Source organism: Pseudomonas sp. Pseusp18 (assembly GCF_059506005.1).
On sequence record NZ_CP169240.1, the window covers coordinates 1,999,482 to 2,013,650 of the forward strand.

Here is a 14,169-nt window from a genome sequence, read left to right on the forward strand (position 1 = left end):
GTTGAAGTTACGTTTTGCTGCTGCGTTGCTCCTGCCCTGCGGATTGGCTCACGGTGAATCGCGCTACACCCAGAGTGATTTTGGTGGCGTCGGTCTGTTACAGACCCCCACCGCGCGCATGGCCCCGGCGGGGGAGTTGAGCGTCACGGCCAGTCGTACCGACCCTTATTCGCGCTACAGTTTTTCCTTGCAGCCACTCGATTGGCTGGAAGGGTCGTTTCGTTACACCGCGATCACCAACCGTAAGTACGGCACGGAGCAATTGAGCGGCGACCAGAGCTTTAAAGACAAGGCCATCGACTTGAAAGCGCGGCTTTGGGAAGAAACTCACTGGGCGCCCCAGGTCGCTATCGGCGCCCGGGACATTGGCGGTACCGGGCTGTTTTCCAGCGAGTATTTCGTCGCCAACAAGCGTTATGGCGACCTGGATTTCAGCCTCGGCATTGCCTGGGGTTATCTGGGTAATCGTGGGGATTTCAGTAACCCGCTGTCGGTATTGGGCAGCCAATTCAACGACCGGCCGCAGAGCACGGCGGCTGTGGCCAGGGCAGGGGACGTGAACACCAACGCGTACTTCAGGGGCCACCCTTCGTTGTTTGGCGGGATTGCCTATCAAACGCCTTGGGAACCACTGAGCCTGAAGATCGAGTACGAGGGCAACGATTACAAGAACGAGCCACTGGACAACCCGCTCAAGCAAGACCTGCCGATCAACGTCGGTGTGGTCTACAAGCTGGCCGACAGCGTCGACCTGAGCGCTGGTTGGGAGCGTGGCAATACGGCGATGTTTGGCATCACCCTGCACACCAACTTTGTCAGCCGCAAGGCACCGGTCAAGACCTATGATCCTCCCGCCGAGCCGCTGCCGGCGCAGGCACCGTCGACTCCGGCCGACCAGGTCAACTGGGCCGATGTCTCCAATCGGTTACAGCAAAATGCTGGCTATAAGGTCAAACGCATTACCCAGCGCGGTTCGGAGCTGATGGTGTATGGCGAGCAGTCTCGCTATTTTTATTCGGCCAAGGCTGTCGGGCGGGCCAGCCGGATTCTCGATAACAGCGTCAATCAGGACATCGACTGGTTCACCCTGGTGAATCAGCGTTATGACATGTCTATCGAAGAAACCAGCGTGCCGCGAGAAACCTTCCGCGCGGTGGTGAACAACGACCAGCCGCTGAAGGATCTGCACCGTACGACCGAGGTCAATCCGGCGACTGCACACCGGGAAACCACGCTCTATACCCAGGCGCTGGAGCCGTTCAGCTATGGTTTGGGCCTGGGCTACAAACAGAACATCGGCGGCCCCGACGGCTTGCTCTATCAGTTCACCGCCGATGCCGACGCGGAGTACCGTTTCACCCGCAACACCTGGTGGAGCGGCTTGCTCAGCGCCAACCTGCTGAACAACTACGACAAGTTCACCTATGACGCACCGAGCGGGTTGCCGCGAGTGCGCACCGATTTGCGTCAATACCTGACCACCTCCGATGTGACGATGCCGACGTTTCAGTTCAACCACGCGGCGCAGCTGGATCGGGACTGGTATGGCATGGTCTATGGCGGCTATCTGGAATCCATGTATGCCGGGGTCGGCAGCGAAGTGCTGTATCGACCCACGGGGAAACGCTGGTCATTGGGCGCCGATCTGAATTTTGTGCGCCAGCGGGATTTTGATCAGGGCTTTGGCCTGCGCGATTACCAGACCATAACGGGTCATGTCACCAGCTATACTGAATTGCCCAATGACATGCTTGCAGCGGTCAGCGTCGGGCGTTACCTGGCACGGGACTGGGGCACCACTGTCGACTTGTCGCGGGAGTTCAAGAACGGCGTGAAGTTTGGCGGCTGGGTCACCCTGACCACTGCGTCGAAGGCGGAATATGGCGAGGGCAGCTTTGACAAAGGCATCTACATTTCCATCCCGTTCGACGAGTTGATGAGTACCTCGACCATGCGCCGCGCCAACATCATTTGGGCGCCACTGACTCGCGATGGTGGTGCGCGCCTGAACCGTGCCTACTCATTGCAGACCATGACCGACGGGCGTGACAGCAGCTTGTTCTACAACAACTTCGAGAAAATTACTGAATGATCACGTGGCTCAAAGGCTTGATCGAGTTGCCATTCTGGCTCCGGTGCCTGGCCTTTGCCATGGTGACGGCGATTCTGCTGTTCGCGGGATTGCGCTCGCAGCCGATCCCGGAACTGTTCGCCGAAGAGGACAAGATCCATCACTGGATCGGCTTTCTGGTGTTTGCATGCAGTTGCCGTCTGGCTTTCCCCAATGTGAAGTTTGTCTGGACAGCCTTGGGGTGTTTGCTCATCGGCGTACTCATTGAACTCGCGCAAGGTTTGATGCCGCTGCGCACGGCTTCGCCCTACGACATGCTGGCAAATAGTATCGGCGTGTTGATGGGGTTATTGATTTCAAGGTACTGGGTACGTTGAAAAGGCGTTAGACACCAGGCAGTTCGTCGGCATGTTGTAACCGTTGATCCTCGCTATATCCCCCTCCAGCAACACCTCTCTTGCCACTCCATCCGGCATATGTTCCGTAATGCAATCTGTAGCAGCTGCCGAGCCTGCGAGGCTGCGTTCGGCTGCGCAGCAGTCGTGAATCCGGCTGACGCGATCTGCCTGATACACCGCAAGTTCTGGCTGGACGACTGCTGCGCAGTCGAACGCAGCACTGGATCGGCTTTCTGGTGTTTGCATGCAGTTGCCGTCTGGCTTTCCCCAATGTGAAGTTTGTCTGGACAGCCTTGGGGTGTTTGCTCATCGGCGTACTCATTGAGCTCGCGCAAGGTTTGATGCCGCTGCGCACGGCTTCGCCCTACGACATGCTGGCAAATAGTATCGGCGTGTTGATGGGGTTATTGATTTCAAGGTACTGGGTACGTTGAAAAGGCGTTAGGCACCTGGCAGTTTGTCGGTATGTTGTAACCGTTGACCCTCGCTATATCCCCTCTCCAGCAACACCTCTTTTGCCACTCCATCCGGCATATGTTCCGTAATGCAATCTGTAGCAGCTGCCGAGCCTGCGAGGCTGCGTTCGGCTGCGCAGCAGTCGTGAATCCGGCTGACGTGGTTTGCCTGATGCACCGCAAGTTCTGGTTTGACGACTGCTGCGCAGACGAACGCAGCCTCGCAGGCTCGACAGCTGCTACGGGCGAACGCAGCCGTCGGTAGCTACTAAAAAACAGAGGGCGAATGGGGTGAGGCGGGGAGAGAGGCTCCGGGCAGTCAGAGATCTGACTGCCCGGACTGCGGCTCAGTTAGCCACAAGCTGAAGAACAGGCGGGGGGGGCGAATCGCAGCGATTAATAGATGTCCTTTGAAAAGAGCGTAAAGGGCGTCTTGATCAGGATCTTGATGTCGAGCCACAACGACCAGTTGTTGATGTAGTTGAGGTCGATCTCCACGCGCTTTTGCATCTTGTCGAGGGTCTCGGTTTCGCCACGGCAGCCACTGATCTGGGCCAGCCCTGTGATGCCCGGTTTGATTCGATGGCGGGCCATGTAGGCCTGGATCTTGCCGGTGTAGTAGTCGTTGTGGGCAATCGCATGCGGCCGCGGTCCGACCAGCGCCATATGGCCTTGCAGTACGTTGAAGAACTGCGGCAGTTCATCGATGGACGTGCGTCGAATGAAACGGCCAACAGGGGTAATACGTGGGTCTTCACGGCCGGCCTGGCGGACTTGATGGTCGTCGTGCAGGCGCATGGAGCGGAACTTCCAGACCTTGATGATCTTGCCATTCCAGCCGTGCCGTTCCTGTTTGAAAATGATCGGCCCCGGGGAGGAGATCTTCACTGCGACGGCGATCACCAGCAGCAGTGGACTGAAGGCGATCAGCGCCAGGGCGGCGAGACCTCTGTCCAGCAGGGTCTTGCTGAGCGCCGCTGTCGGGTAACTGGTCAGCGGGCTTTCATTGAGGTGAATAGCGGGCAGGCCATCCAGCTCGCTGACGGAATGATTGAGCAACGTCATGCTGCCCAGGTCGGGAACCCAGACCACATCGACATTCGAGTCGAGAAGGTCGATGTACAGCGCTTCGACCTGTTTGGCTTCGCTCAAGGGCAGCGCGATGTACAACCGCCGGACATCATGCACCCGGATCAGCTCGCGTAGCTCCTGCAACTGGCCCACGATCCGGTGGGTATTGATGTTGGTCGACAACTCATTGGGTCTTGAGCTGATCAGGCCGACCAGCGGCGGATACTCGGTTTTGGCCAGTTTGTCTGCCAGATTCACCGCCAGTTGGTCGGTGCCGATGATCAGGGTGTTGTTTTGGCTGTGCAATTGCCGGTGGTAGTGCCTGGAAAAACTATGCAGAGGCAGGTACAGCAAGGCCTGCACGCAATAACCTGCCACAGCCCAGACCATGATGATTTCCCGGGAGAACAATTCGCTGGTCTTGCTGAGAAAGCCAATGCTGGTCATCCCGGCCAGCAGCAGCAGCCACCCCAGCAGCAGTCGACCCAGGCCGGAGAGGTATCCATGTTGCTTGTGATAGACCAGCAGCAGGGAGTAAGAAGGGACCGAGCCCAGGAAAGTCAGCACGGCAAGCACACGATAATGAGCTTCGATTTCTCCTGTCTGGTACAACGCCAGAGCAAATAACAACGCATTGACCGAAGTGATGGCAATTATCCATTGCCCCCAGAAGGTCAGTCCTTTGGATATGCTGTTTCGATTAATACGATTATGTACCATCGCGGTGTCCCTCGGGCGTGCGCCACGTTGTGTATCAGTCGACGGTTAATAAATGGCAGCCGCGCGCAAAGGCTGAGCGAGCGCAGTTCGGTCAGAGATTATTTTTATTATTGGAAGGGAATAACGCGGGCTATGGCTGGCCATCCGAATGTTGTTTTCAAGTCAGCTGATACGGTTGTCTCAGTGTCCGGTTTTTATACTAGTACCTTAATCTTTGTGGGTGTCTGACGAATTATAACGGGTGCCACTTCCAGCGCCCCTGTTATAAAAGGTCGTGCTCTTTTATTTGGAGGGCATCACTAAATCGTCTATAAAATTGCAGCATTCCGATAAGCGCTTGCCCGCCATGCCATGGGGAGGGAGATGGGCAGGAACTATGGAGAGAAATATGTGCGAGGGACAGGCGGCGGGAAGTACGAGGTGAGGTGGTTAGGCAGTCAAGCGGTATCGGGCGGGTCGGAAAATCGCATTTATTATTATTGTTTTTGCGATCTCTCTCAGTATGCGATTCTGATCCTTTGTGCCAGGCAATAACCACGGTTTCTGACCGAGCGAATCAGGCGTTCCCCGTTGGCGGCAGTCTTGAATTTTTTCTGCAGTCGGCTCAAGCACATTTCAAGGCCGCTGTAATTCTCCGGGTCTTTATCGATGCGTAGAATAAGATCGTTCTTGCTGAGTACCCGTCGATCACTGATGACCAGTTGGGTGAGCATTAACGATTCGGTGCCGGTCAATGGGATGGTTATATCTTCCTTGATTAATGTTCTGTCGTCGGCATTAAACCACCAGATGTCGGGGTTACCCTGCGACTCTTTAATCCGGCTGACTGCAGAGATGAACTCTTCGTCTGCCACCGGTTTCTTGAGAAAGCCATCAACCCCGAAGTGCGAGAAGTGATGAAGTTCTGAATGCTCCGAGTTGGGAGTAATGAGTATGATTTCCGCATCTTTTTGATTTTTGCGGATAAAGCTGACATCGCTCAGCGATATATCGGCCTGGTCGAGCAGGATGTGCGTGAATCGACTCTTTCGGATGCGTTCGCTGCTGAGTTTGCCAGATTCGATTTCAAAAGATAGATGCAGGCGTTGTGCGAGAAGCGATTCTATAGCTTGTCGTGCCAGTTGATCTCGGGTGAAAATTAGAAAGCTGTTGTTTGGCGTATTCACAATAAGGCTCCTTCCTAGTTTGGTGAAATTTTTTAAGCTTAAATAACCTCGGTAGGCGAGTAGTACCTCCCCTGGAAAAAATCGAAAGGCATGCTGCGGGCCAGTGTGTGCAGTGCTTTGTGCTCGACCCGGTCCGCAATGAATCTGATCTTGCTGTCATGGATCATGCTGCTCAGACAGTCGTAAGACCTGTTGAAAAAGTCCTGACTGTTATCGACCATGATGTCGAAATTGGACCGGGTCAGGTCCACTTTTATGTAATCAAACAGCTTCGGGCTGATCAGTTTTTCAGCGCTGTCATCGCTTAAGTCATAGCCATCGAAAGCGATCTCGATCCCGTTGTCCTTCAATAAATGAATGTGATTGATAATGGTTCTTTTTTCTTTGAGATTGAACGAAAGGAGCGAACTGCCGTTAATGCTGGGGATTAACTGTTGTTCATGCTTCTTGAGTGTCGTTTGAGCGTCGTTCAGTTCTCGGATGAACGCTTTATCCAATAACGCGGATTGGTTCATGGTCACGAACAATTTATTGGGTGTCTGTACGGATGGGGACGACGTGGCCTCGATCTGTGAAAGGGCATTTAATTGGATCCGCATCAGTACTTCACGATAAATCGCCAGCGGGTGATCGGGATGCAATGGCTGATACCCCTTGTTCAGAGGTGTCTGTTGTTTGGTCGCTTTGGCATAAATCTCACTGCCGAACAATTCATCGTTTCGCTTGAGAATTGATTGCCTGAAGAAAACCATTGCGAAGTTATCTTGCACGGTATATTGCCTGCTGGACTCCATCGTTTAGTCCCTTTAAGAATGAAAGTTTGCTTGCTTTACTGAAACGACTCCTCGAAGCAATCGATAGCCATAACCGCGAACACTATGAATAATGTTAATGCCGAAGTGCTTTTTGATTTTGTTTCGAAGTCGGCTTATGGATTTCTCCAGAACACGTGAGTCATAGAGCTTGATATTCAAACCCATGGATTCGGCCATGGAATCATGGTGCAGGATATTACCTTCTGCATTGATAAGCGCATCCAGGGCTTTCATTTCCTGATAAGCCAGATCCAGTTTGAACTCATCGTTGTATAAGTGCAGGCATGTTTGGTCCAGGGTCAACTTAATGGCGGGCTGCCATTCAGGTGTTTCGAGTAACTCTGAAATTAACCTGGCTTTTTCATCCTGGTCGTTAGGTACATTGATACAATGATCTGCACCGGCCAGGTAACATTCAATTTTGGTTTGCGGAGCGCGAAAATTGATTGCAACGATAATGGACCGTTCTGTTGGGCTCGTACGTAATTTCTTGATGAGCGCCAGGCAGTCATTAAGTATAGAAGGGCTTTCAATGTCGATTAGTACGGCATCGTGGGCTTGAGTTTCGCTATCTGGGTTTAATGGGTTTGTGTAATCTAATGTATATATATGCGTGAGATTGGGTGCAAATAACTGTCGAAGTTTCTCTGCCGAGCGCCAAGTGCGCCCAATAGCGAGAATACCCCTCTGGCTATTTTCGATCTTGCTCTCAGTACTCATCGTGCAAATTACTCATATGTGCTGGCGTTGCAATCTTAATACACAAAATACTGAAATTATCTGACTTTTTATAACATTTTGAGCTTGTCAGCAGGTGCCATTCCATTGCCAGTAGTTTCAGTTGAATCAATGACATAGCCAACTGAGGAGGCTTTAGCCAATTTGATTTTTTGATATCCGATTTAGTTGGTGAGCGCCTTTGCGTCGGACTAGGCCCTCTAGGTTGACTTTTCTATGATCAACACTGAAGCGTGGCTGATCCGCGGATCGGGCTACAGAACGAGGCATCACAGAGAAGTCTTGCGTATAAATTGTGCGGAAGTCCGCATTTTTGATTTCTGGAGTTGATTTATAAGGATATTCCACGGTGTTCTATGGCAGTTTGGGTGCGCGCTCGAAAGGCGCCAGTTCAACTGTCGCCTCTTTTTAGGGCAAATTCGAGCGGGGGGTATATTAATTGACTCCTTTTACATTATATTTGTAATATTTTATGTCAAGAGCTGATTTTGTGAACAGTGTAGTTATTCCGTCTAGTGATTGAATACAAAAAGCCAAGATTGATGTTAAATGGCCATTATACTAAAGTATTAGTCTAAGCGGGAGATCCGTTCATTGGTCTTTTTCGCAATTAATCATCCATGACACGCCAAATCGATCGACCAGCATCCCGAAGCGTGCCGCCCAGAACGTCGTCTCCAATGGCATCTGAATACTCCCGCCTTGCGCCAATGCCGCAAACACTCGCTCTGCCTCAACGACACTGTCGACATTCAACGACACCGAACAGCCACTCATGCCGGCGCTAGGGCGATCGGGTGTGGTATCCGACCCCATGATCGACTGATCCCCGACCAACAGGCGCGTATGAATGATCAGGTTGTGGCAGTCCGCTGGCACATGGTCGCGAGCCGGAGTTTCGCCGAAGGTCATCATGACTTCGATCTTGCCAGGCAGGCTTTTGGCGTAGAAGTTGAAGGCATCCTGGCAGTCGCCGTTGAAGATCAGGTAGGGGTTGATTTTCATGTTCTGCTTCCGGTGATGGAGTGGGGCACATTGGTTGGACGTTCAGGTTCGTCTTCCAATCCCGATAGGCATTGACTCCTCATAGCAAAGCGCTAAAACGTGGTGAGCGACGATACTTTTTTAGATGTTTTTCCTATGGGCGAGGCGAGGCTTATCGCCTCATATCCACGTAAAGCGGGCGTCGCTCATTCCCCATACAGTATGACCTGCAGCGCCCCTTTACATCCGCCACCGAGTCCATCGCCCATGCCTGTCCTTACCCGTTTCGCCTCTTTGCTCGATCAGGCGAGGCGTGCCTTGTTGTTGGTCTGGGGTACGTCCCGCGGGCTGTTTCTGGGGTTGGTGCTGGCGACGCTGATCGCTGGTGTGCTGCCGGCACTGGCAGCCTGGTTGGGGCAGCGGATTGTCGACGCGGTAGTGACCGCGATGCAGTTGCACGCGCAACAGGGCAGCGCACCGTTGTGGCCGGTCGTGCGCTATGTGCTGTTTGAAGCGGGCGTGCTTGCGTTGCTGTCCGGGACGCAGCGTGCGCTGTCGGTGCAGCAGTCGCTGTTGCGGGTGCAGTTGGGGCAGAAGGTCAACACGATGATTCTGGAGAAGGCCCAGACGTTATCGTTGGTGCAGTTCGAGAACTCCGAGTTCTACGACAAGCTGGTTCGGGTGCGGCGCGAGGCATCGACCCGGCCATTGGCGCTGGTGATGAAGTCGCTGGGGCTGATCCAGAACCTGATCGTGTTGATCAGCTTTGGCGTGTTGCTGGTGCATTTTTCGCCCTGGGCGCTGGTACTGCTGGTGGTCGGGGCGTTGCCGGTGTTCTTTGCCGAAGCGCACTTTTCTGGGGATGCCTTTCGGCTGTTCACGCGCCGGGCGCCGGAGAGTCGGCAGCAGAACTACATCGAGACACTGCTCTCCCATGAGGGCTACATCAAAGAGGTGAAGCTGTTCGGCTTCGCGCCGCTGTTGTTGCAGCGTTATCGGGACACGTTTGCTCGTCTCTACGCCGAAGACCGGCGCCTGACATTGCGTCGCGATGGCTGGGGATTTGTGCTGGGACTGCTGGGCACCGCGGCGTTTTATCTGGCTTATGCGTGGGTCGTGGTCGATACCGTTCACGGCAGCATCAGCCTCGGGCAAATGACCATGTACCTGGTGCTGTTCAAGCAAGGGCAGACGGCGGTGAGCAGCAGCTTGAGCGCGATCAGCGGTCTCTATGAGGATGGTCTTTACCTGTCGAGCCTCTATGAGTATCTGGCCGAACCGGTGGTGGCCGATGCCGGAAGCCTTACAGTGGGTGCGGTGCCCGGCGATGGGTTGCGTTTCGAGAGTGTCGGTTTCCGTTATCCGGGGGCGAGCCGCGCTGCTTTGCAGGGCATCGATCTGCATCTGTTGCCCGGACACAGTGTTGCGCTGGTGGGGGAAAACGGCTCGGGCAAAACCACGCTGATCAAGTTGCTGACTCGGCTGTATCGCCCTGATCAGGGCCGCATTCTGTTAGATGGCAGTGATTTGCAGGCTTGGGAAGAAGAGGCGCTGAGACGGCGCATCGGCGTGATCTTCCAGGACTACATTCGCTACCAGTTCTCCGTCGGCGAGAACATTGGTGTGGGCGACACCCTGGCGTTCAACGATGAAACCCGTTGGCAGCAAGCGGCCGCCGAGGGTATGGCTGCGTCCTTCATCGAGCGTCTGGATCGTGGTTACGCCACGCAATTGGGGCGGTGGTTTGCCGGTGGACAGGAACTGTCCGGTGGGCAATGGCAAAAGATCGCCTTGTCTCGCGCCTACATGCGCCGCGACGCCGATATCCTGATCCTGGACGAACCGACCTCGGCCCTGGATCCGGCAGCGGAGGCTGCGGTGTTCGAGCATTTCAGCCAACACACTGAAGGGCGCATGACGTTGCTGATTTCTCACCGCTTCTCCAGTGTGCGCAATGCCGACCACATCATCGTGCTGGACCAGGGGTCGATCCTTGAGCGGGGTGATCACGACAGCCTGGTCGCGGCGGGTGGGCGTTATGCGCAGTTGTTCAACGTGCAGGCTCGTGGTTATCGATAATCAAAACAAATCACCCATCCTGCCGGCCCCCGACCATTCACAGCCCTCCAGCGTCAGCAACCGCTCTTTCGCCTCAAGCCCCCCGGCAAACCCCGTCAATTTCCCCGACGCCCCGATCACCCGATGACACGGCGCGACGATCGATATTGGATTTTTGCCGTTGGCCGCACCCACCGCCCGAACCGCGCTGGGATTTCCGATCTGTCGGGCTATTTCGCTATAGCTGCGCGTCTCGCCAAACGGAATCGTCAGCAACGCCTGCCACACCTGCTTCTGAAAATCCGTCCCGGCAAAGTCCAGTTCCAGCTCGAAATGATTACGCGTGCCGGCAAAGTATTCCCGCAACTGTTGTGCGGCGCGTATCAGGATCGGGTTGTCCGCCGCTTCACTCATCGGCCCCAGTCTTACCCGGCCGGGTTTGTCGTTTTCCCAGAGGATGGCCGCCAGACGGGTGCCTTTCGCGACCAGTTTCAACTCGCCGACCGGCGACGCCAGGGTGGTGAAGGTGTAGGTCATGCCGGCGGACTCCGCACACGTGCTGAACAGGGGCCCAGCATACTGCCTCGCCGGGGAGGCGCAATACGCAATTGCAGCCATACTTGCCAAGTGCTTTTGAACCGTTCCCTCTGTTTTTCCACAGAGCCTAAAAACAAAAAAGAGACCGACCCATGAAGTTTGAACCTTTTGCCAAATCGCTCATGGCGACCTCATTGGCGCTGAGCTGCCTGATGGCTCATGCGGCCTCCGTCGCCCCGGTCGCGGCCGAAAACGGCATGGTCGTCACCGCCCAGCATCTGGCCAGCCACGTCGGCGTCGATGTCCTCAAGAATGGCGGCAACGCCGTCGATGCAGCGGTTGCGGTGGGTTATGCGCTGGCGGTGGTGTACCCCGCTGCAGGCAACCTGGGCGGCGGCGGTTTCATGACGATTCAATTGGCGGACGGGCGCAAGACCTTCCTCGACTTCCGTGAAAAAGCGCCGCTGGCCGCCACGGCCGACATGTACCTCGACAAGCAGGGCAACGTCATCCCTGATCTCAGCACCCGCGGCCACTTGGCCGTCGGCGTGCCGGGCACTGTGTCTGGCATGGAGCTGGCGCTGAAGAAATTCGGCACCAAACCCCGCAAGGAAGTGATCGCCCCGGCGATCAAGCTTGCCGAAGACGGTTTTGTGCTGGAGCAGGGCGATGTCGATTTGCTGGAGTACGCCACAGACGTCTTCAAGAAAGACATGCGCGACTCGGGCTCGATCTTCCTGAGCAATGGCGAGCCGATGCAGGTCGGCCAGAAACTCGTACAAAAAGACCTGAGCAAAACCCTGCGGGAAATTTCCGAAAAGGGCGCCGACGGTTTCTATAAAGGCTGGGTGGCCGACGCCATCGTCACCTCCAGTCAGGCCAACAAGGGCATCATTACCCAGGCCGACCTCGACAAATACCAGACCCGCGAACTGGCACCCATTGAGTGCGACTACCGCGGCTACCACGTGGTCTCGGCGCCGCCGCCAAGCTCCGGCGGGGTGGTGATCTGCGAGATCATGAACATCCTCGACGGCTACCCGATGAAAGACCTCGGCTACCGCTCGGCGCAGGCCATGCACTACCAGATCGAAGCGATGCGCCACGCGTATGTGGACCGCAACAGCTACCTCGGCGACCCGGACTTCGTGAAAAATCCGATCGCCCATTTGCTGGATAAAAACTACGCGACCAAAATCCGCGCTGCCATCGATCCGCAAAAGGCCGGCGTGTCCCGCGAACTCAAACCCGGCGTAGCGCCTCACGAAGGCAGCAACACCACCCATTACTCGATCGTCGACAAATGGGGCAACGCGGTGTCGGTGACCTACACCCTCAACGACTGGTTCGGTGCCGGCGTGATGGCGAGCAAAACCGGGGTCATCCTTAATGACGAAATGGACGACTTCACCTCGAAAATCGGCGTGCCTAACATGTACGGCCTGGTGCAGGGCGAAGCGAATGCCATCGCCCCTGGCAAGGCACCGCTGTCGTCCATGAGCCCGACCATCGTCACCAAGGATGGCAAAGTCGTCATGGTCGTTGGCACCCCCGGTGGCAGTCGCATCATCACCGCAACCTTGCTGACCATCCTCAACGTGATCGACTACGGCATGAACATCCAGGAAGCGGTGGATGCGCCGCGTTTCCACCAGCAATGGCTGCCGGAGGAAACCAACCTGGAGAACTTCGCCACCAGTCCGGACACCAAGAAGATGCTCGAAAGTTGGGGGCACAAGTTTGCCGGCCCGCAGGACCCCAACCATATTGCAGCTATTCTGGTAGGTGCGCCTTCGCTGGAAGGCAAACCTGTGGGCAAGAACCGCTTCTATGGGGCGAACGATCCACGGCGCAATACCGGGCTGTCGCTCGGTTACTGAAACAGGCGATCATCGGCCACCCCGACTCCCTGGGTGGCCTCGATCCCGGGTAGCAGCTGCCGAGCCCGCGAGGCTGCGTAGCAGTCGTAAAGTCGGTTAGCCACGTTCATTCGGGCAAACCGCATTCGCTGATATGGCGAGCGCTACGCGCTCGAACGCAGCCTCGCAAGCTCGACAGCTGCTACACCGGCTACATAGGCTAGAAGGGAGTTGAAATCCATCGTTCCAGCGACCTGTCTAAGGAAGGAAGCCATGAGCACCGCACTCCTGATCATCGATGTCCAACGCGCGCTGTGCACCGGCGAGTATGAATGCTTCGACATCCAGCGCGTCATCGAAACCATCAACGGCCTCAGCACCAAAGCCCGAGCCGCCAATATTCCGGTCATCCTGATCCAGCACGAAGAAGAGGGCGACCTGCTGCAATACGGCGCCGAAGGCTGGCAACTGGCCGACGGCCTGAAGACGTCACCCAAAGACCTGCGCGTGCGCAAAACCACTCCGGATTCGTTCTACCAGACCCACCTGCATGAACATCTGCAAGAGCTGGACGTCGACCGCCTGATTATCTGCGGCCTGCAAACCGATTACTGCGTCAACGCCACGGTCCGCGAGGCATTATCGCGAGGCTACGACGTGGTGCTGGCGTCCGATGCTCATTCCACGATCGACAATGGCACGATGAGCGCCGAAGACATCATCACCGAACACAACAAGGATCTGGCGCATCTGACCGGTTCCGTGGCGCGGATCGATGTCGTGCGGGCCAGCGAAATTAATATCTGAAAGCATCGGTGGTTACTGGATGTATTTCCCTCTCGCTTCAAATAAAACGGGTGCCGATCATGGCGCCCGTTCTTTGTTCAATCCGCTTGTAGCCGCCGTACCACCGCCTGAAAACGCTCCGACGCAATCCAGTCCGGATCCGCGTCCCCCACCAGCAGCATGATCCCCAGGTAGTGTTCCAGATGCAGCGTAATCGTCTGCCCCTCGACGGCCAGATCCCAATAACGCTGGTCCAACCCATTGATCTGTGCCGTCCAGGTTCCGCCCAGCCCTCGTGCCAATTCACTGGCGATGCGATTGAACAAATCCCGGTCGGATGTCTGCGAGAGATAAATTTCCCGTGATGGCGGGGGCGACGGATCAGTCATGTTTTACTCCTTGAGAATGAACGTGACTTTACGCTTCCTGCGAGATTTGTGGCGAGCGAGCCAGGAGCTGGACGCCATTACCGCGCCTATGGCATGGTCAAAATGACAGGCCATGCAGCGAG

Annotated in this window: 12 protein-coding genes and 1 pseudogene; 6 read left to right on the forward strand and 7 right to left on the reverse strand. The window is 55.6% G+C overall.

The window, feature by feature from the left end:
- Position 1: 1 nt before the first annotated feature.
- The 3 genes and pseudogenes from ACEN9A_RS08810 to ACEN9A_RS08820 form a co-directional block, all read left to right on the forward strand.
- The gene (locus ACEN9A_RS08810; protein WP_258673014.1) at positions 2–2,092 is read left to right on the forward strand and encodes a YjbH domain-containing protein; all 2,091 of its coding nucleotides are present in this window, start codon (positions 2–4) and stop codon (positions 2,090–2,092) included.
- Complete coding sequence (locus ACEN9A_RS08815) at positions 2,089–2,448, forward strand: VanZ family protein (protein ID WP_258673015.1); 360 nt, start codon at positions 2,089–2,091, stop codon at positions 2,446–2,448. Before ACEN9A_RS08810 ends, ACEN9A_RS08815 begins: the two co-directional genes overlap by 4 nt.
- Positions 2,449–2,678: 230 nt before the next feature.
- Positions 2,679–2,903 (forward strand): annotated as a pseudogene (locus ACEN9A_RS08820) (VanZ family protein); the annotation flags it as partial.
- Between the two features lie 417 nt (positions 2,904–3,320).
- Here ACEN9A_RS08820 and ACEN9A_RS08825 read toward each other — a convergent pair.
- The 5 genes from ACEN9A_RS08825 to ACEN9A_RS08845 form a co-directional block, all read right to left on the reverse strand.
- Positions 3,321–4,715: an undecaprenyl-phosphate glucose phosphotransferase gene (locus tag ACEN9A_RS08825; RefSeq protein WP_019649512.1), complete on the reverse strand. Its 1,395-nt coding sequence runs from the start codon at positions 4,713–4,715 to the stop codon at positions 3,321–3,323.
- 497 nt (positions 4,716–5,212) lie between these two features.
- Entirely contained in the window at positions 5,213–5,881 is a 669-nt protein-coding gene (locus ACEN9A_RS08830) for a winged helix-turn-helix domain-containing protein (protein WP_019649511.1), read from the reverse strand.
- A gap of 38 nt (positions 5,882–5,919) precedes the next feature.
- Positions 5,920–6,675: an EAL domain-containing protein gene (locus tag ACEN9A_RS08835; RefSeq protein WP_258673016.1), complete on the reverse strand. Its 756-nt coding sequence runs from the start codon at positions 6,673–6,675 to the stop codon at positions 5,920–5,922.
- 12 nt (positions 6,676–6,687) lie between these two features.
- Positions 6,688–7,416 carry a winged helix-turn-helix domain-containing protein gene (locus ACEN9A_RS08840; RefSeq protein ID WP_019649509.1) on the reverse strand — a complete coding sequence of 243 codons (729 nt, stop codon included), beginning with the start codon at positions 7,414–7,416 and terminating at the stop codon, positions 6,688–6,690.
- 609 nt (positions 7,417–8,025) lie between these two features.
- A complete protein-coding gene (locus tag ACEN9A_RS08845) occupies positions 8,026–8,439 on the reverse strand; it encodes a VOC family protein (protein ID WP_258673017.1) in 414 nt (137 codons plus the stop codon).
- 246 nt (positions 8,440–8,685) lie between these two features.
- Between ACEN9A_RS08845 and ACEN9A_RS08850 the strand changes: the two genes are divergently transcribed.
- The gene (locus tag ACEN9A_RS08850) at positions 8,686–10,497 is read left to right on the forward strand and encodes an ABC transporter ATP-binding protein (RefSeq protein WP_258673018.1); all 1,812 of its coding nucleotides are present in this window, start codon (positions 8,686–8,688) and stop codon (positions 10,495–10,497) included.
- Here the strand turns inward: ACEN9A_RS08850 and ACEN9A_RS08855 are convergent, their stop codons facing one another.
- The gene (locus ACEN9A_RS08855) at positions 10,498–11,013 is read right to left on the reverse strand and encodes a methylated-DNA--[protein]-cysteine S-methyltransferase (RefSeq protein WP_096480759.1); all 516 of its coding nucleotides are present in this window, start codon (positions 11,011–11,013) and stop codon (positions 10,498–10,500) included. It abuts the gene before it with no gap.
- 152 nt (positions 11,014–11,165) lie between these two features.
- Between ACEN9A_RS08855 and ggt the strand changes: the two genes are divergently transcribed.
- Both ggt and ACEN9A_RS08865 read left to right on the forward strand, forming a co-directional pair.
- Entirely contained in the window at positions 11,166–12,893 is a 1,728-nt protein-coding gene (ggt, locus tag ACEN9A_RS08860) for a gamma-glutamyltransferase (protein WP_086945328.1), read from the forward strand.
- 252 nt (positions 12,894–13,145) lie between these two features.
- The gene (locus ACEN9A_RS08865) at positions 13,146–13,679 is read left to right on the forward strand and encodes a cysteine hydrolase family protein (protein WP_258673019.1); all 534 of its coding nucleotides are present in this window, start codon (positions 13,146–13,148) and stop codon (positions 13,677–13,679) included.
- Positions 13,680–13,756: 77 nt separating this feature from the next.
- Here the strand turns inward: ACEN9A_RS08865 and ACEN9A_RS08870 are convergent, their stop codons facing one another.
- Positions 13,757–14,047, reverse strand: a complete 291-nt coding sequence (locus tag ACEN9A_RS08870) for a DUF3630 family protein (RefSeq protein ID WP_258673020.1) — start codon at positions 14,045–14,047, stop codon at positions 13,757–13,759.
- Positions 14,048–14,169 lie beyond the last annotated feature (122 nt).

Bases quoted from the DNA above. Each gene is read 5' to 3' on its own strand.
- ACEN9A_RS08825 (WP_019649512.1), bottom strand. From the start codon at position 4,715: ATGGTACATAATCGTATTAATCGAAACAGCATATCCAAAGGACTGACC.
- ACEN9A_RS08840 (WP_019649509.1), bottom strand. From the start codon at position 7,416: ATGAGTACTGAGAGCAAGATCGAAAATAGCCAGAGGGGTATTCTCGCT.
- ACEN9A_RS08815 (WP_258673015.1), top strand. From the start codon at position 2,089: ATGATCACGTGGCTCAAAGGCTTGATCGAGTTGCCATTCTGGCTCCGG.
- ACEN9A_RS08835 (WP_258673016.1), bottom strand. From the start codon at position 6,675: ATGGAGTCCAGCAGGCAATATACCGTGCAAGATAACTTCGCAATGGTT.
- ggt (WP_086945328.1), top strand. From the start codon at position 11,166: ATGAAGTTTGAACCTTTTGCCAAATCGCTCATGGCGACCTCATTGGCG.
- ACEN9A_RS08855 (WP_096480759.1), bottom strand. From the start codon at position 11,013: ATGACCTACACCTTCACCACCCTGGCGTCGCCGGTCGGCGAGTTGAAA.
- ACEN9A_RS08865 (WP_258673019.1), top strand. From the start codon at position 13,146: ATGAGCACCGCACTCCTGATCATCGATGTCCAACGCGCGCTGTGCACC.
- ACEN9A_RS08850 (WP_258673018.1), top strand. From the start codon at position 8,686: ATGCCTGTCCTTACCCGTTTCGCCTCTTTGCTCGATCAGGCGAGGCGT.
- ACEN9A_RS08845 (WP_258673017.1), bottom strand. From the start codon at position 8,439: ATGAAAATCAACCCCTACCTGATCTTCAACGGCGACTGCCAGGATGCC.
- ACEN9A_RS08870 (WP_258673020.1), bottom strand. From the start codon at position 14,047: ATGACTGATCCGTCGCCCCCGCCATCACGGGAAATTTATCTCTCGCAG.